This is a genomic window from Microcoleus sp. PH2017_24_DOB_U_A (assembly GCF_020738205.1).
Lineage (GTDB): Bacteria > Cyanobacteriota > Cyanobacteriia > Cyanobacteriales > Microcoleaceae > Microcoleus.
This window is the reverse complement of record NZ_JAEQCT010000120.1, coordinates 1-17,276: the sequence shown is the minus strand read 5'-3', so window position 1 is coordinate 17,276 and position 17,276 is coordinate 1. Positions and strand designations below refer to the sequence as shown.

Sequence of the window (17,276 nt, the reverse complement as noted above, 5' to 3'; positions counted from 1 at the left end):
AAATCCGGTGAATTGTTTAAATGCTTCTACTTGTATTTTTAAGTCTCCTGATTCGTTGAAGTTATCCCAACTAATTCGGTCTAAAAATACGTACCCATTGCGACAACTGGCTGACAGTTTTGCCCCAAATTCAACGGATTTCCCAGCTTTCCCTCTCACGGAGCGGGCGGATCTGTGGTTGCGTTAAACTTACTATTCTGTCGGGAATACTATGTTCTTTCTTTTCGTACATTAACAACTGTTGGCAGTAGACTTCTGTAACTACTAACAGCATTCTATAATGAGATTTGGTTAATAACTTTAGCTCACCCATTCGCTCTATACTAGCCAAATTTATTTGGATGTATTGCAGTTGTTTTTTAATGGCTTTTCTTCTTGATTTTCGTCGTGGCTTTTTTTATTTTGCTATGGTTAGGTATTCTTTTCTGGCTCTGTTTCGATATGTCAAGAGGCTTTTTTTTACGGGTGATTTAGTTTGATTGTGTAGACTATCTATGATTTTTTCAGTATGTTCTCTGGCTTGATTTAATAGTCCTAAGTCGGTCGGATATTTAATGTCGGCTGGCGCACAGGTTGCATCTAATATTAATTTTCCTTGATTTTTGGGTTCACTCCAATCTGATTACTTTTTTTCTACTTCTTCTCGGGTTGACTCCTATTCTTTGCCGAAAATAAACGAACATGGATGAGTCGAATGGTCTAGCATTACTATAGCCACTTAGACCTAGGAAGTATTGTAGGCATGGGTTTTCTCTTATTTGTTCTACTGTTTCAGAGTCGCTAGTTCCTAATCTCTCTTTGATTATTAATGCCCCCAATGCTATACGAAACGATTTCGCGCGGGTTCCTGTTGAACAGGTGAATTTTTGGGCATATTCATCAACAAAAATTCTGACCATGGAATTATTTTTGCCATGATTACCCAACGATTATTCTCTGATAATTGTCCCTCGAAGGGTAGATCAAAGTTGGAAGGTTCTTTTGGGGCCCTAGTCAAGTTTTCGGTACATGAAGGAAAGTGATGCTGTGCATGGCTTTTGACTAATTTTAGCTCATAGTCTAACACATTGTCAGTGCCGAACGCGAGTCAAAGCCTTTTCAGGTAAGGGTTTTAGGCTTATTCAGCAAGCCCTACGTAGTTGCGATCTTTGCGCTCTTTCCTAATATTATAAAGAGCGCTGAAGCGCAACTACGTACCTAATTTGTCTGACGATAATAAAACCGCCCTGCTTATTAAGGGGGGTTAGGGGGGATCAGATTCGGGAGCAGCCTCATAAAAAATTGATATAACAACTAACAACTGACTACAAATCAAACCACAGGAACAACCACTCGAAAACCCACAATACTAGCCTTACAATCAGGCTGATATCTGAGGCGGCACGCGCTGCGACAATTCGGAGGATGATCGTTCCAAGAACCCCCCCGCAACAACCTCAGCGAAAAGTCGCCGCCCGACTCCCAAACACTGCCATCAACAGGCGCACCGTTGTAATTATTGTGCCAAGCATCCGCGCACCATTCCCACACATTTCCGTGCAAATCATACAATCCGAAAGCATTGGGTTTAAAACTACCAACATCTGTAGTTTGAAAGCGATAAACTCCCTTCGGCGCATCAGCGTAATTAGAATTTCCGTTGTAATTTGCTAACTCGCTAGTAATCGTTTCCCCAAAGTGAAACGGCCCCGAAGTTTCCCCCCGACAAGCATATTCCCATTGGGCCTCGCTAGGCAAGCGATAATGCTTACCAGTTTTGCGAGAAAGTCTAGCACAAAACTCCATCGCTTCATACCAAGATATATTTTCTATCGGTCGATTTACACCTTTAAAACGGGCAGCATCGGGATTGAGATATATTTTAATTTCCGGTAGCGCTGCAACGGCTGCCCACTGTGCCTGAGTGACTGGAAATTTGCCAATACAAAAAGGTGCTAATGTTACTGAGTGCTGCGGTTTTTCGTCACTGTCACCCCGATCTTTTGGGGTACCCATCAGGAAAGTACCGCCAGGAACAGATACCATTTCCATGATTGTATTGCGGCCGAGATGTTCTTCAAAAAAATGTGTTTTGCCACTTTTAACATCAGTTTGCTGCCCGCGATTGTCTACTGTCACCACCTGAAATTCAAAACTGCTTTTAACAGCAGAAATCTTTGGTGTTCCCTGGTTGTGAGGCGGATTTGTGTTAGATTTTACCCTTGAATTCACAGAGATATTGCTGTTGATTTGGGCGCTGTGATTGATCGGGGTATTGATAGCAAGCTTTCCTCCCTCGGTTAGATAAGCATTGAGGGGAGGTAGGGCTGCCTTGGTCTGAGAAGAATTTAACGTAAGTTGTCCGCCCTTACCAAAATGGGGTTGGGGAGGTAAAGAATAGAGATTTAAAGCTTTGATGACTTCATCAGCAGATTGATATCTGTTTTTGAGATAATCTTGAATTAATTTATCTAAAATTGTTGCCAACTCGCTGCTGATTTTTGTACCTGCGGGCAACCTTTCTCTCCAAATCCAGCCGCCATTTATCGGATCGTAAAGGTCATCGGAACCGTCAATTTTTGGCAAACATTGAGTTAGCAGCCTCAGGCAAGTTATCCCCAAACTGTACAAATCGCTTCCGGGGAAAACTTGACCTCGCATTTGTTCTACCGGCGAATATCCGGGCGTTCCTACCGTCGTACCTACTTGGCTCATCAGCGAGCCAGTCACTTGTTTTGAAACGCCGAAATCAATTAAAACTAACTCTCGCCGTGCTCCCCTCCGAAAAGCGGAATTGCTAAAATTTGCCGCATTTAGAGATGGATTGGGGGAGGTGCGACGGCGGATGATATTCTCAAGTTTGATGTCTCGGTGAATGACATTGCGATCGTGCACAAATTTCAGAATCGGCAAAATATCTGCCAGCAACTGCCAAATTTTTTCTTCGCTAAAAACTCCCTGCTGAGTTAATTCAGCCAGTAAATTTTGCCCCTCAATCAATTCTTGTACTAAATAAAGTCGCTTGTCTTGTTCAAAATAAGCAATTAATCGAGGAATTTGGGGATGTTCGCCGAGTTCGTAAAGTCGTTTCGCTTCTTGCTTAAACAGTTCTGTAGCCTTTTCAAGTGCTGATGTTCCCTGAACTTGGGGCATAAACTGCTTGATGACGCAGGGATCGTCCATGCGATCGATATCTACCGCTTCATAAGTTCTGCCAAATCCCCCCTCCCCCAACAGTCGAATCACGCGGTAGCGGTTTCTGAATAGAGGCGTGAGGTCGGGCTGGCCGCAACTTTGACAAAATTTAGATTTGTCGGGATTGAAAGGATGAGAGCACCTTGGATTCGAGCAGTAGAACATATCTGGGAAGAAATGATCTGATTTAAGGTTATGATATACCTTTTGTGTCTTTCTGCCTCATCATATCGATTAATTTTCGCAACCCACTCACCACTGGTATTCATCGCCGCAGTGCCAGATCGACTGATATCAATCCCTGGATTTCTCGAAAATCGTGTTTAGCCGATCGACTTCCGTAGCATAAAGTATCAAATAAAACACTCTTACTCTCAGCCTAATATCAACGATTTAACCCCACAGTACATCGATCTAAAATATCATCAAAATTACTTAAAGCTAAATGTTTGATTTTCCCTTGATCCGATCGACTGTTTAATTTGCTTCCAGATTCTGTTTCATCTCGACACCCACAGCACGAGCGGCAGGATCTGAACTCTGTAGCAATGTGTCAGACACATTTTTTTGATCGGCTTGGCTGCGGTTTTGACTGAGCTTATACTTTCCTTCCAGTCGAGTTATAGCCATCTCAAATCCTACAATACCATCCATCATCCCTTCACGGAATTGATTGGATAAACCGTCCCAATGCGATTGATAGTCAACATCGTAGGTGTCGATCATCTGATTTATCATCGTGTTCATTGCTTTTGGTGAGTCATTGAGCATGATAATTTTGGGAACACCATAGGCATGAACAGCAATATAGTTCCATGTTGGCACGCTCTCATGTTTTTCATACTGTGCAGGGGAAATGTAAGCGTGCGCCCCGGTAAAAATAGCCAATGACTCAGTAGATCCAAATGCTTGCCATTGAGGATTTTGCTTCGCAAGATGACCGCTCAATTTTACGACATCCTCTTCTATTGTAATGACGAGAGGAATATGTGAAGCACAAGGTACACCGTCTGCGCTCGATACCAATGTTGCAAAACTATTTGCTCTCATGAAAGCAACGAGTTTATCAATATTGTCTTCTTGAAAAGCAGTTGGATTATACATATAAATTCCATTTGGGTCTCAAGTTCCCGTCTATGATAGCACTCGTACCAAATTGAAGGGCGATCGACAAATCATGTAATTTTGAAGTGTTGGATATTGCGATCGAGTATGGAAAACTACAACTCAGATTGTGTCCGATTCAACGCACTGAATTCTCGACAAACTGTTTGCCACATTCCTTACAGCGATAGCACTGCTTCCCCCGTCGATACCCATTTTTGGACAATTGCTGCGATCGACAATGAGGACATTTCATTACTTTCATTACATGGCTCAACCGACTTTCCCCGACATATGGCTCTAAATACGACACCAACAAATCCTCAATCTGCTGTACCAGTTGTTGGCGATGCTGTAAATCCGGGTTGCGAAGTGCCGAGAGAATGACGGCATTGCTGCTGTGAACGCAAACCTCCGCGAACAGGCTGCATTGCACCTCCGGCAAGCTGGGATTTCTCTGCTGCAAAAGACTCGCCATAAAGTCGATCGCCTCCTGAGTCATACTTTCATCGATCGACTGGAAAATCTCCGGCGCTATATAAAACTGCACGAATACCACCCGCGATACAGGCTGTTCAAACATCTCTGCAACAGCAGTCACGAGGGTGTGAATCATTTCACGCAGCGGTAACTGAACGATTTCTGGTGTGTTCGTCTGGGCCCACATCGCCTTAACGCGATCGGCATGACGCAGTTCCATTGCATTAAAAATGGCAGCTTTATCAGGAAAAAACTGATACAGAGAACCAATGGCTGTCCCTGCTTTTGCTGCAATTAGATGAGTCGTCGCCTCGGAATAGCCCACCTCATCAAACACTGCTGCTGCTGCATCCAAGATTTTTTCGACTCTTTCTTTACCACGCTGCTGTTTCGGTTGACGGCGCAAACTGCTTGACGAATGCGAATCTTTTGTCATATTCTAGAAAAGCGACAAATCTCTCACAATTTTAGGTCTAAAGGAGAACACCATGCAGTCTATGCTTCCCGGTGCACCTTGGTTGTTGGCACATAAGTCGATGCTGACAGCGAACCAGCCTCGCAAAATTTCCTTGTATGGCACTGACTATGTGATGTGGAAAGATTCTGACGGAAGCATCAATGCCTTGCCCAACGCTTGCCCGCATATGGGAGCAATGCTGTCGGAAGGATGGTGCGAAGCTGAGGGCGATCGCCCAAGCGGTGTCGTCTGCCCCTTCCATGCCCTGAAATTTGATGCGAGCGGCTGCACCATATTGCCCGGATCGCATCAGAAAACATTGCCCTTACTAAAACCGTTAGATTTGATTGTTCAAGGTGACTTCATTTGGTCTTATGGGGAATACGAGCCGCAAGTTCCCATTCCCAATGTGCTCCAGGAAATTGCCGAAACTTACTACTTTATCGGGCATACTGCCGATCGCAGTATCGAGACAGATTTGCTGACGATGCTGCTGAATATGCACGACTACAATCACCAAAACGGCACTCACCGAGACTTGTTTAGGATTACCGATGTCGAATTTCATCAATTCATCGATGAAGGACATAAATCCCATGCGTTTTATGATATGCCTACCGCGCCTTACAGTTTGGCAGAAAAGCTCAGAAAGCCAGATTTGTTGTTACTACCCAGCACCTTTAAAGCTCATTTAGAAAATCATTTCCCATGCCTAATAATTTTTCATGGAGAAATGCCATTCGGCAAAGCTGCACAGTGTCATATATTCGTACCAGAAGCCGAGAATCGGACGCGAACTTATATTTTGCTGTTCGGTCAAGCAAAGCATCCTATCTTTAAGCTATTGGGGGGAATGTATCTCAATTTTGGCAAAGTTGTTGTGGATCAAGATGCGGATATTTTAGGGAAAATTTATCCTGATACGCCTCAGAAAATTAAACTCAATAATGAAGTGGGGATGGATTGGGTACGGCGCAATTTTGAAAGCTTTCCTAATGTTAGAGAGCCTAATCTGTCAAGGTAAACAGGTTTAATATAGCATATTCCATGCTAAGAACAATTTTAGCGAAGAACACAAAGATTCGACAAGTGACGCACTTTTGCGATGGATAATAATGACTAATCACAATCGTTACCTGGATGTGAACCAGATCGATTAATCTAATTTCTCCTCATTGACGATCGGCTTGCAAAACAGCATCCCGCAGTGTCTCTAAACTGCGATCGCCATTGTATTTCACCCCGTTGATAAAAAATGTGGGTGTTGAGATCACACCGCTGTCGATACCACTATCAAGATCCGCTTGTACCCGTGCCACATGTCGATCGGTAGACATTTCTTGTAAAAACTGATCGACATCCAGATCGAGCGCGATCGCATATTCGACTAGATTACTATCAGCAAGTTGAGATGGATGCTCGAATAAGCAAGCGTGCATTTCCCAAAACTTATTTTGTGCGGCAGCAGCTTCGGTAGCTTCAGCCGCATGGTAAGCTTCGGGATGAATCTGCGACTGCGGAAAATGCCGAAATACAAACCGCAGGCGATCGCCCATCTGTGCTTGAATCGAGGGGATGATGCCATGCGCTGCTTGACAGTTCGGACATTGATAGTCGCCATACTGTACCAGCGTTACTTTGGCGGTGGTGCTGCCTTGACAACGATCTCGGCTACTCACTGGCGGTGTTAATCGATCGGGGTTGGGGGATAAAGCCATGAGATAAGAGTCGCAATTGCTATTGCAGCAGATTGGGATAACTTCCACTTTACAGAGCATCTTTCCAATCATTACTACACTAGATGATGATTTTCTTACTCCACTATTGTTGGTTTTTTGCCTACCTAAATAGGTGGGTTTCTCAATTTCAAAAAGCGTATGCCAAAATCAGAAAACTGCGTTAGAGTTTCAGGAAGTAATCATCGAAGGGGTTCCCTGATGAAACTAATTTCCGTTTGTGTTGGATTGCCACGCGAAGTCACCTGGAAGCGAAAACAGGTCACGACTGGTATTTTCAAGCAGCCAGTGGCAGGACGAGTGATGATGCGATCGCTCAATTTAGATGGCGACAAGCAGGCAGATTTGACCGTTCATGGTGGTGCCGAGAAAGCCGTTTATGCCTATCCAATCGAGCATTACGCTTACTGGAAGCAAAAGGGCTCCTGGCTTTATGGTGCAAATTGTATCTCAATCTACAAAATTTCCCCGGTACAAGTATTGAAACTCATGCCAGGAGTCGTCAGGAGTCATATAGGCTTCACTTACCGAATACCCAGGAGAGCCGTTTAATATCCCGATTTGGGGTGATATCTGGAAAGTTTCTGTATATCACGCCGATCTAGGATGACATACGGAAAGTCATAGCAGGACATTAGGCTTTGGGCGGAAATTTTTCCGTCTATCACTCTATTTTGGTGTATTATAGGGAAAGTTTCCGTCTAATAACTAGTTAGCTACACAAGATCCTAAATAAATTGAGTCAAATAAGAGATAATGCTTATAAAACTTATAGGCAAGGGTGAAAATAGTTGAATCGGCAAGCACTTATTGATCCAAAAGACGATATTATTAGCCTTCAAAGTGCATTTCTCAGATCTAAATCATTAGAAAGCAGGAAGATATTAGGGCAGTTCTTCACAGGATTCGTCGTGTCCGATTACATGGCATCTCTGATTGTCAAGCCCAAAAGTAAGACTATTCGCATACTTGATGCTGGCGCAGGAACTGGTATATTAGCCGCATCTACTGCTTTCTATTGCTTGAGTATGGGTTGTAAGGCCGTTCATGCTGTACTATATGAACTAGATTCCGAGGCAGTTGCCAGCCTTAAACAGACGCTGAATATCGTTCAGTGTTTGTTTTGCGAACAACTAGGAACATTTACTTACGAAATTTGCTGTGAAGACTTTATAATTGCTAGACCAGATAAAGAAAAAACTTTTCAGCCCTTTGATATATCAGTAATCAACCCGCCATACTTTAAATATAGTGCGAAAGATTCACCTTATGCCAGAGCGGTAGCCGATTTGTATCACGGCGATCCGAATATATATGCTTCGTTCATGGCAGTTGTAATGGCTTGCATGAAGGCTGGCGGTCAAATGGTAACGATAACACCTCGCAGCTTCACAAATGGACTATATTTCAAGGGTTTTCGTGAATACTTGCTAACTGAATCAGCACTGAGATTAATTCATATTTTCAAACACCGAGACAAGGTGTTTAACAATGATGACTCAACAGTGCTTCAAGAAAACATTATTTGCTACTTCGTTAAAGGCAGTAATGCCGACACCATAACAGTTAGATCGAGTGACTGCGATGCCAGCATCAACAATGCTGAGGAAAAACAATATCCGGTTCATTTAATTGTCGATCCTTCAAACGATCAAAGACTAATTAGAATTCCTGAATCAGCTTCTGCGGCTAGTATTTTGAAGCAAGCTGAAACTTTAAAAACCACTTTTGAAGGTGCTGGATATTTTATTTCGACTGGTCGTGTGGTCGAACATCGTGCCCGCCAATACATCACTGAAGACACGAGTGCTGAAAATACAGTTCCGCTTTACCGTCCACATAATGTGACACCATTAACTGCAACTTGGATAGGTAATCACAAGAAAGATGTAGCCTTCAGGCTTAATGAAGAGCATGACAAACATACGATGAAAAATGGTACTTATGTGTTGCTAAAACGTTTTTCATCCAAAGACGAAAAACGGCGCTTAGTTGCTAGCGTTCACCTTGCCAATATGCACGATTGTGAATTGATTGGCTTTGGTAACAAGACTAATTATATCGGTGTATTAGGTGGTGAATTATCCAATATTGAAGCCTATGGTCTTGCGACTATCTTTAATTCATCATTCATGGATAATTATTTCAGGTGCATTTCGGGGAATACACAAGTTAATGCTACTGAAATCAGGGTAATGAAATTTCCATCTCGTGACCAAGTGAAGAAAATTGGTGATCAAGTACACAAGCTTAAACTTTTTGAAACGGCTAAAATTGATTCGATCGTGAATCGAGTTCTTGGTGTAGTAGCTTCAATATAAGGGGGGAAATTTGGAATTTACGGCACAACAACAAGAAAAACTAAATGAAGCAAAAGCATTATTGACTGCCTTGGGGCTGCCCAAAGCACAGTGTAACGATCGATCGGCATGGGTCTTTTTGGCACTGGCTAATATAAAACCTTTAGATGACTGGAGTTCATCAACAGCACCGCTTTTGCCAACCGTGAACATCATGGAATTCATCCGTAATGAATATGGAATGGACTATAAGCCGAACAGTCGCGAAACCATCAGAAGACAAACACTTCATCAATTCGAGCAAGCCCGTATTGTCGATCGAAACCGAGATGACCCCACGCGAGCAACCAACAGCAAAGACAATAACTATTCATTGAATCAGTCAATGTTGGAGATTCTGGCGGAATACCCACACGGCGGCTGGTTGGGGAAAGTTCAAGATTACAAGGATGCGGTGCCTGAATTGAAGGCACAATATGAACGCGCTCTCGATCTGCACAAAATTCCAATTAGCTTACCAAGCGGTGAAACCATCACACTGTCACCTGGTAAGCATAATCAGCTTCACGCCGACATTGTTCACGAATTCTGTTCGCGCTTCATCGGTGCTGGCGGTCGATTGTTATACATTGGTGATACCGCTAGCAGTCGAAAAGAAGGCGGAAAGCTGATGTTCTTAGAAGCCGAATACCTGGAATCATTGGGTGTCCCCCCAATGTCACATGACAAATTGCCAGATATTGTAGTGTATGACGAAGACCGAGAATGGCTGTTTTTGATTGAAGCAGTTACCAGTCATGGCCCTATATCCCCAAAGCGTTGGGTTGAACTTGAAGAAGCCTTCAAAGATTGTAAGGTTGGTCTTGTTTATGTGACAGCGTTTCCAGACCGTGCTGAATTTCGCAAGAATGCGGCTGATATTGCATGGGAAACTGAAGTGTGGATTGCCGATAACCCAGACCATCTAGTTCACTTTAATGGTGAACGTTTCCTCGGCCCTCATGACAAAAGAAGCTAACAAGCGCTTGGACACGGAACGGAGACATACGCTATCAGTTATGATGCAAACATTATTGCCGTCCGGTGAAGCGCAAGCCATTAGACAGATAAATATTCAGTTACTTTCGCTTTGTGTTTCCATAACCGATGAGAGTTGGAGATCGCCCATAGTTCGAGAGATCTCAAATAGGTTCTATAGACCGTGAGAGGGAAGTGGGTTGCGGCGATCCAACCAAATTCGATCGCGTATTCGATTCGCTTTTCGATCGCAACTACAACTTAATAATGCCTTGCTGAAGAGCATTGACTACAGCGCGAGTACGATCGCTAGCACCGAGTTTGAGCGTGACATTGGTAACATGAAACTTGACAGTATTTTCAGAAATGTTTAGTTCGCCAGCAATATCTTTATTTTTTTTACCTTGAGCCATTAACGCCAACACCTGATTTTCTCGATCGCTCAGATCCGGTCGCTCCATTCGTGCCGCCAACTTAGTGCCAATTTCTGCTGGGATGTAGCGTTGCCCCCCGCTGACAGTCCGAATCACTTCTAAAATCTCCTGGCAGGGCGTATCTTTGAGTAGGTAAGCTTTGGCTCCAGCCCGCAGCCCTCGATAGATATCCTCATCTGTCTCATAGATCGAGAACATGATAATGGCGGCAGTGGAAAATTCAGCTCGGATGGTGTCGATCGCCTCTACGCCGCCGATTTCTGGCATCTTTAAATCCAGAATAGCGACATCGGGCTGATGAATGCGAAACTGTTCGATCGCCTGTTGGCCATTATTGACTTCGGCAACGACATTCATATCGGGCTGGTCATTTAAAATCGCGACTAAGCCTTGACGGACGATCGGGTGGTCGTCGGCAACCAGCAGTCGGATGGTTTTGGGAGATTCAGGCATATTCGATCGCGATGGTATTAGGGGGCTTCGGGATGGGCGAGAGTGACAGTAATGCTGGTACCTCGATCGATCTGGCTGACTAGGTGCCAGGTAGCTCCAATCCTGGCTGCCCGTTGCTGCATCCCCATCAAGCCAAATCCCGGCGAGGGAGATTGCGCCTCAAAGCCACAGCCATCATCGCGAATAGTCATTTGCAGATTTTGGAGACTGTAGCTGAGGCGAATTTGGATGGTTTGGGGTTGGGCATGGTGCAGAGCATTGGCGATCGATTCTTGGGCAATACGAAGCAAATTAAGTCCCAAATCGGGATGGAGACGGCGGGGGCTGCCGTCGATCGCCAGATCGATGGGCACCGATTGTCTGGACATCGTTTGTTCGATAAATTTGGCGATCGTCCGAGCGGGATCTTCGTATTCGGATGTTTCCAAATATAGCGTCCAAACCGATCGGCGGGCTTCAGCCAAGCCATCTCGCGCTAGAGCTTGAGCCGTCAGCAAATGAGTCTGCGCTTTTTCTGGTTGAGTCGCGGCAAAGTAGTCGAACGCCTGTAACTGCATCGAAATTCCGCCAAAAGCTTGGGCGAGAGTATCGTGAATTTCCCGCGCCATCCGAGTGCGTTCTTGCAGCAATGCCGCTTGTTGGGCTTCTTCGGCAAAACGGGTCAGTTCAATGGCAAAGGTGAGCTGTTGGGCTAGGGCATGAGCCAGTTCGATAGTTTGCCCAGCAAAGGTGTGATAACTGGATAAGTAGATGGTCAAAGTGCCGATGTTCGTGTTGCCGACTTTGAGGGGAATGTCGAGAAATGGTGTCACATCTAACCCGACTTGTGCAGATGGGTCGCTCGATTTGAGAGTTTGCCCTTGGCAGTAGGTTAAATAGGAATAAGCCCGATCTTCTCGATCGGAATGCACCCAATATTCAATGCGTGGGGCATCTAATTGCTCGGCAATGAGTTTGAGGGTATATCCAATAAAGCGATCGAGATCCGGATCGGTGGCGAGGGTATCAAGAGATTGTTTAAGAGCTGTGTTTGCCTTGACCAATTCGGTAACGCTTTCGTGTGCAGCTTGTTCCTGCGCGCGCGCGATCGCTTCTGATTGTTTAATTTCTGCCAATTGTGTCAGTTGAATGGCCAGAGTCACCTGCTGTGCTAGCGCACACATTAGCTCGATTTGTCGATCGCTCAAATGGCGATCGCTGGGAAAATAAAGTATCAGCGAACTCGTAGCCTTTTCAGACCACATCAGCGCGATGTTAATCATTTTCCTGATGCCATGCTCCGTACACCAGGTTTCCAAATCAAAATTCAGCGGTGAGAAGAGCGCCAGTTCGATCGGATCGGTAGGGATATCTTCGATCACATAGTAACGCTGACGAGTTTGGAAATTTCCGTACCCAGCTAGTTCCGGTAGGATTGGGACACCTGTCACCAGACAATCATTGGGCAAATCGGCTGCTGTGAGAATTTGTCCGTTACGGCAAGCAAGCCTAAGATAGGCAATATCGCCAGGTTCTGGACTCTCCCAATACTGGATCAGTGGGGCATCAAACTGTTCGGAAAAGGCTTTGAGCACATAGTCCAAAAAGCGATTGAGGTCGGGTTCTGTTGCCAACAAATCCACGGTTTGCTTGAGCAAATGATTTGCCTTGGCCAATTCGGCAACGCGCACCTGTTCCGCTTGGAGGATGATTTTTTGCGTGCGATCGCGCTGGATCGCACTACCAATACAATCAGCGATCGATCGCAAAACGGCGACTTCTGCCGCACCGATCTCAATCGCTGCTCGACAATAATTCAAGCACAACACTCCCCACCACTGCCCCTTGACCCGAATCGGCACCGAATAACTAGACTGGACTCGAACGGATGCATAGACACTACGCAAAGGTTCGACCCAAGCTTCTAAGAGTCCGCCAAAACCATCCCCATGAAGATAATATCGTTCCAGAAATGCTTCGATTCCGGCTGAAGGGATGCGCCCAGTTTCCAGGCTATCCATCTGTCGCATAATGCCAGGTCTAGTCCACTCATAGATCGCGGTATGGTAGGTTGGCACGCTTGATGAGCGATCGGATGAAGGATCAAAGTTACCTTCTAGCACATTAATGCGATCGCATCCTGCACCTTCGACAATGATTTGCAGGGCAGTATCGATCGCTTCATCAAAGTTCTCCACCGTCAGTAAAACACTGGTTGCGTTGGCCGAGGCTTCCAAGAGCCGATTTCGCCTATGTAGTATTTGATAATCTGCTTCAAGCACGGCAGATAATTTTGGTGAGGAAGGCGATTTTTGATGCTCGGACATGGTTTCAACCTCGATCGCACTTGCCGTGCAGATAGTGTACCAGCATAATTTCCGATCGCAAACTGACGAACAGATTTTAACACCTCAGCTTGGCTGGTGTATCCCGATCGTGCCGATATTCCGCTGAAGTGCCCGTATTGATGGAGTCGATCGAACAGTCAATTTCAGATTGCACAAATTTCGCTGGATTGAGGTCATAATCCAACTTTGTGCAACGATTTTCACTATGTAGTTATCTTAAAAAATTCGATCGATAATTTTGCAAAACATAGAAAACTACCTAAATGGGTAGGTAAAAAACTACCGATTGGATAGCAAAAACATCATCTCTTGGTGTAGTAACGATTGGAAAGATTCTCTGTACAGTGGGTTGTATCCCAATTTGCTGGCTGCAATCGGATTCTGAGAAATTGCTGAAATTTAACTGAGGATACTTTTAGGATAAATTCAGGAAATCGAGCGGTTGAATTCAGAAATCTTTCAGAAGATAGCTTCAATATTAAGCTTAACAAACCAAAGCAGTTTGCCCATACTCACCAAATAGTTTAAGGGTTGGTACGGCGAATCGTATTCAAAATTTGATCGGGAGTTGTTGATGACCATCATGCAGAAAGTAGCAATCATTACTGGCAGTCACAAAGGGCTAGGCTATGCGATCGCTCGCCAGTTAGCACAGCACGAAAATATTCAGGTGGATTTTCATGCTCTAAATGTCACGATCAATGTCTCCTTGTGGAATGAGGTGAGCCGATGAACAAAATTTGTGCTTTGGTGGGTGTGGGGCCAGGGCTTGGCTTGGCTCTTGCTCGGCGGTTTGGACTAGAAGGATATCAAATGGCACTCTTAGCCCGTCGTCCAGAGGCGTTGACTGAATACACCAAAATCTTAAGTGATGCCGGAATTGTGTCAACTGGATTTGAGGTTGATGCGGCTGATTCTGCCTCAATCTCAGCGGCCTTTACCGAGGTTCAGCAGCAGATCGGTCATCCTGATGTTTTGATCTACAATGCAGCTCTGCTCAAACTAGATTCTGTGATGAGTCTGACTACTAAAGATTTAGTGCAAGACTTCAAGGTTAATGCTGCCGGAGCCATCAGCGCGATTCAACAGGTATTGCCTGGGATGCAGCAACAAAAAAGCGGCACGATTCTATTAACGGGCGGCGGCTTGGCACTCTATCCTAGTCCTCAATTAATTTCGCTCGGTATTGGTAAGGCGGCAATCCGGTATCTTGCTTTGGGTTTAGCAGAAGAATTGAAAGCAGACGGAATTCATCTGGCGACTGTGACAATTTGTGGAACCATCGCCCCAGACACGAAATTTGACCCCGATGCGATCGCCCAGGTGTATTGGCAATTGCACCAGCAGACTCCTGAAACTTGGCAAGTTGAATATGTCTATCAATGAGGTGAATCAGTGCAATTTTTGATCGTCGGACGTGTTAAAGCTGAAACCAAAATTGAACAGGTTTTACCCGTTGTCAAGCCAGAGGCGGCAAAAGTTTGGGAACTTTATGCCAGCGATCGTCTACGCTCGATTCACTACATTGCTGATAAGAGTGGTGCTGTATTGTTATGCGAGGCAAATAACGTTGAAGAAATCAACGCGATGATTGCTCAGTTACCGATGGCGCAAGCAGGTGTCATGCAATTTGAAGTTATTCCGTTACTTCCCTACACAGGTACCGCAGAGCTTTTCGCTCAATAATCATTTGTCCTCATCACCCCAAAAATTGCATGAGTCACCATTTTGATTCGCCAGAATCTCGGCAAGACAGCCGGATCAACATCTGCGACATTTATTTGTTCAATGCCGACGATCCCCAGAAGATTGTCGCGGTGATGACTATTAGCCCTTTAGCTGGGTTGCCTTCACCGTTTACAGGTCAACCCCAATGGGATACTTTTAGACCTGAAACAGCCTACGAATTTCGGTTTGATACCGATGGCGATGCAAAATCTGACGTTGTTTTCAGATTTGTTTTTCAGGGAGATGCTAACCCCCAATCTTGGTCTCTCACTTACCTCAGCGGCGAAGCAGCCCGCGATCATCACGCTACAGGGCAAGAGTTAGGGCAGGGGACTGTGAATGAGGTTGCGCCTATTGCCAATCTAGGACGGATCTGGACAGGGTTGGCAGGCGATCCTTTCTTCCTGGATGCGGTTGCTGCCCGTGTTTGTCTCGATAATGCCATCCAAAATAATGTCTGGGATGCCGAAAGTTTCAGCACTGGAGCCAGTACAACGGGAGCAACTAATGTTCTAGCGATCGTTGCTGAACTGCCCCTCGATCGCATCTCAAATACACCATTTAGTTTTTATGCAACGGTTGCAGCCAACGATCACGGACATTGGACGCAGGTGAATCGCTGTGGCAAGCCCAATTTCGCGGCAACATTCAATGATAACCCTGAAGGATCATTACGCTACAATTCGACCGACCCAGACACAGACTATGACAACTTTGCTCAGCCTGTAATCAGCTTAGTCACTCAAATTTGTCACGTAGCACAGAGCACCGATCGACCTGCAAATTACGGACAGATGGTAGCAAACTGGTCATTTCCCGATGTTCTTCCTTTTAACCCACTGCTTCCAGCCAGTTTTGGGTTTGCCGGCATCAATGGGCGGAGGTTACAAGATGATTTTGGCACAGTCGTTTACACGCTGTTCTTCAATACTTTACTTCAGAATAAAGTCCCGCCGCCGATCGATCTAAGGACTGAATTTCCCTATATTGCTCCAGCTAGACCTCTACCCACAGATTCATCTGTTGGTGTCCCTAGCCGACAAGAGGGATAAGTAACAGATATGGGTGGCTCGAATGCACCGTTTACAGCCGATCGAGGAGCCGAAACGGCTGTGTATCTAGCAAGTCTTCCAGAGGATGGCGCACAAGGTAAGTTCTTTGCTGAAATGAGAAGGTTTGGTGGACCGATATTGCTGTCTTGGTAATCAAGATTGCCCCTAATATATCAATCCATGAAATGTTAAGAATACTGGAGGGACTATAGAGAATAAAACTAACGGAAAGATTGCGTCAAACGATTTAACGACCTGAATTAACCGGAGAGATTGTATGAAACTCATCATGTTTGGCCCAACTGGTACGATCGGCAGTCGAATTCTCAATGAAGCCTTGCAGCGAGGACATACATTGACGGCAATTACTCGCGATCCATCCCGCTTTTCTGTCTCCCATAAAAACTTAACGGTGGTTGCGGGTAATGCGCTATGAAGTTGTCCGGCAGGCAGCCGATCCAGAAGCAACGCTAATGATGTTTCTGCAAAGCACCTATGAGGCGGCAGCAAATTTAGCCCATTGGGATCGAGGATTGCTAGAGAGATCGCCAGTCTCATCAATACAAAGGGAAAAAGAATGACAAAAGTTTTAATCGTGTATACCTCAAGCTTTGGTAACACCAAGCGAATGGCTGAAGCTATTACGAATGGAGCGCGTTCTGTTGAAGGCACAGAAGTTATCTGCAAAGAAGCATCTGAAGCGACAGCCGATGATGTGCGCGTCGCCGATGCGATCGTCATGGGTTCTCCCGTCCGTCATCGGACTGCTGATGCACGAGTCAAGAAGTTCATTGAGGAGGTCTGCGAGAAACTGTGGTTAACGGACGAAATGGTAGGTAAAGTTGGCGGTGTCTTTACCGTCGGCGGTGGCTACGGCGATTGTGGCGCAGGTTCCGAATTAGCTCAGTTGGGATTGTTAGCGGGACTTAAACAAATTTTAAGCCCAAACAAGGCCTAAACTGGCTTTATAAGCCGAGAATACGTCCCAATTTTGGTTCAACCATTTCACAAATC

At 45.1% G+C, this 17,276-nt stretch carries 17 protein-coding genes and 3 pseudogenes; 12 read left to right on the top strand and 8 right to left on the bottom strand.

Annotated features, from left to right (window positions below):
- The 5 genes and pseudogenes from JGK07_RS28315 to JGK07_RS28295 all read right to left on the bottom strand — a co-directional run.
- Positions 1 to 997: pseudogene (locus JGK07_RS28315) on the bottom strand (IS5 family transposase); the annotation flags it as partial.
- Positions 998 to 1,311: 314 nt separating this feature from the next.
- A complete protein-coding gene (locus tag JGK07_RS28310) occupies positions 1,312 to 3,339 on the bottom strand; it encodes an SUMF1/EgtB/PvdO family nonheme iron enzyme (protein ID WP_293186136.1) in 2,028 nt (675 codons plus the stop codon).
- 312 nt (positions 3,340 to 3,651) lie between these two features.
- Positions 3,652 to 4,278, bottom strand: a complete 627-nt coding sequence (locus JGK07_RS28305; RefSeq protein ID WP_293193341.1) for an FMN-binding negative transcriptional regulator — start codon at positions 4,276 to 4,278, stop codon at positions 3,652 to 3,654.
- Positions 4,279 to 4,429: 151 nt separating this feature from the next.
- Positions 4,430 to 4,534: pseudogene (locus JGK07_RS28300) on the bottom strand (IS1 family transposase); the annotation flags it as partial.
- Positions 4,535 to 4,591: 57 nt separating this feature from the next.
- Positions 4,592 to 5,194, bottom strand: a pseudogene (locus tag JGK07_RS28295) (TetR/AcrR family transcriptional regulator); the annotation flags it as partial.
- A 52-nt stretch (positions 5,195 to 5,246) separates the two neighbouring features.
- Here JGK07_RS28295 and JGK07_RS28290 point away from each other — a divergent pair.
- Positions 5,247 to 6,239 (top strand): Rieske 2Fe-2S domain-containing protein, encoded by a 993-nt coding sequence (locus JGK07_RS28290; RefSeq protein WP_293225903.1) that lies wholly within the window; start codon positions 5,247 to 5,249, stop codon positions 6,237 to 6,239.
- A 148-nt stretch (positions 6,240 to 6,387) separates the two neighbouring features.
- Here the strand turns inward: JGK07_RS28290 and JGK07_RS28285 are convergent, their stop codons facing one another.
- Positions 6,388 to 6,933 (bottom strand): DsbA family protein, encoded by a 546-nt coding sequence (locus JGK07_RS28285; RefSeq protein ID WP_293193343.1) that lies wholly within the window; start codon positions 6,931 to 6,933, stop codon positions 6,388 to 6,390.
- Positions 6,934 to 7,152: 219 nt separating this feature from the next.
- Here JGK07_RS28285 and JGK07_RS28280 point away from each other — a divergent pair, with 219 nt between their 5' ends.
- The 3 genes from JGK07_RS28280 to JGK07_RS28270 all read left to right on the top strand — a co-directional run bounded on the left by JGK07_RS28280 (position 7,153) and on the right by JGK07_RS28270 (position 10,269).
- On the top strand, positions 7,153 to 7,503 hold the full coding sequence (locus tag JGK07_RS28280; protein WP_293186144.1) for a hypothetical protein: 351 nt from the start codon (positions 7,153 to 7,155) through the stop codon (positions 7,501 to 7,503).
- A 239-nt stretch (positions 7,504 to 7,742) separates the two neighbouring features.
- A complete protein-coding gene (locus tag JGK07_RS28275) occupies positions 7,743 to 9,272 on the top strand; it encodes an Eco57I restriction-modification methylase domain-containing protein (RefSeq protein WP_293193344.1) in 1,530 nt (509 codons plus the stop codon).
- A 10-nt stretch (positions 9,273 to 9,282) separates the two neighbouring features.
- The gene (locus JGK07_RS28270; RefSeq protein ID WP_293186147.1) at positions 9,283 to 10,269 is read left to right on the top strand and encodes a BsuBI/PstI family type II restriction endonuclease; all 987 of its coding nucleotides are present in this window, start codon (positions 9,283 to 9,285) and stop codon (positions 10,267 to 10,269) included.
- Between the two features lie 253 nt (positions 10,270 to 10,522).
- On the opposite strand, the gene JGK07_RS28265 is transcribed toward JGK07_RS28270, so the two are convergent.
- Entirely contained in the window at positions 10,523 to 11,155 is a 633-nt protein-coding gene (locus JGK07_RS28265; RefSeq protein ID WP_293186149.1) for a response regulator transcription factor, read from the bottom strand.
- A gap of 17 nt (positions 11,156 to 11,172) precedes the next feature.
- A complete protein-coding gene (locus JGK07_RS28260) occupies positions 11,173 to 13,461 on the bottom strand; it encodes a GAF domain-containing sensor histidine kinase (RefSeq protein ID WP_293243264.1) in 2,289 nt (762 codons plus the stop codon).
- 595 nt (positions 13,462 to 14,056) lie between these two features.
- Between JGK07_RS28260 and JGK07_RS28255 the strand changes: the two genes are divergently transcribed.
- From JGK07_RS28255 to JGK07_RS28225, 8 genes are all read left to right on the top strand, one after another.
- The gene (locus tag JGK07_RS28255) at positions 14,057 to 14,215 is read left to right on the top strand and encodes a hypothetical protein (RefSeq protein WP_293186153.1); all 159 of its coding nucleotides are present in this window, start codon (positions 14,057 to 14,059) and stop codon (positions 14,213 to 14,215) included.
- Entirely contained in the window at positions 14,212 to 14,868 is a 657-nt protein-coding gene (locus JGK07_RS28250) for an SDR family NAD(P)-dependent oxidoreductase (RefSeq protein ID WP_293186155.1), read from the top strand. Before JGK07_RS28255 ends, JGK07_RS28250 begins: the two co-directional genes overlap by 4 nt.
- 9 nt (positions 14,869 to 14,877) lie before the next feature.
- Positions 14,878 to 15,168 carry a muconolactone Delta-isomerase family protein gene (locus tag JGK07_RS28245; protein ID WP_293186157.1) on the top strand — a complete coding sequence of 97 codons (291 nt, stop codon included), beginning with the start codon at positions 14,878 to 14,880 and terminating at the stop codon, positions 15,166 to 15,168.
- Between the two features lie 29 nt (positions 15,169 to 15,197).
- The gene (locus JGK07_RS28240; protein WP_293231862.1) at positions 15,198 to 16,262 is read left to right on the top strand and encodes a DUF4331 family protein; all 1,065 of its coding nucleotides are present in this window, start codon (positions 15,198 to 15,200) and stop codon (positions 16,260 to 16,262) included.
- Between the two features lie 9 nt (positions 16,263 to 16,271).
- Positions 16,272 to 16,415 (top strand): hypothetical protein, encoded by a 144-nt coding sequence (locus tag JGK07_RS28235; RefSeq protein ID WP_293186161.1) that lies wholly within the window; start codon positions 16,272 to 16,274, stop codon positions 16,413 to 16,415.
- A gap of 124 nt (positions 16,416 to 16,539) precedes the next feature.
- A complete protein-coding gene (locus tag JGK07_RS28230; RefSeq protein ID WP_293186162.1) occupies positions 16,540 to 16,698 on the top strand; it encodes an NAD(P)H-binding protein in 159 nt (52 codons plus the stop codon).
- Positions 16,688 to 16,843, top strand: a complete 156-nt coding sequence (locus JGK07_RS33300) for a DUF5996 family protein (RefSeq protein WP_293203538.1) — start codon at positions 16,688 to 16,690, stop codon at positions 16,841 to 16,843. Before JGK07_RS28230 ends, JGK07_RS33300 begins: the two co-directional genes overlap by 11 nt.
- The gene (locus JGK07_RS28225) at positions 16,840 to 17,220 is read left to right on the top strand and encodes a flavodoxin domain-containing protein (protein WP_293243269.1); all 381 of its coding nucleotides are present in this window, start codon (positions 16,840 to 16,842) and stop codon (positions 17,218 to 17,220) included. The genes JGK07_RS33300 and JGK07_RS28225 overlap by 4 nt, the downstream gene beginning before the upstream one ends.
- Positions 17,221 to 17,276 lie beyond the last annotated feature (56 nt).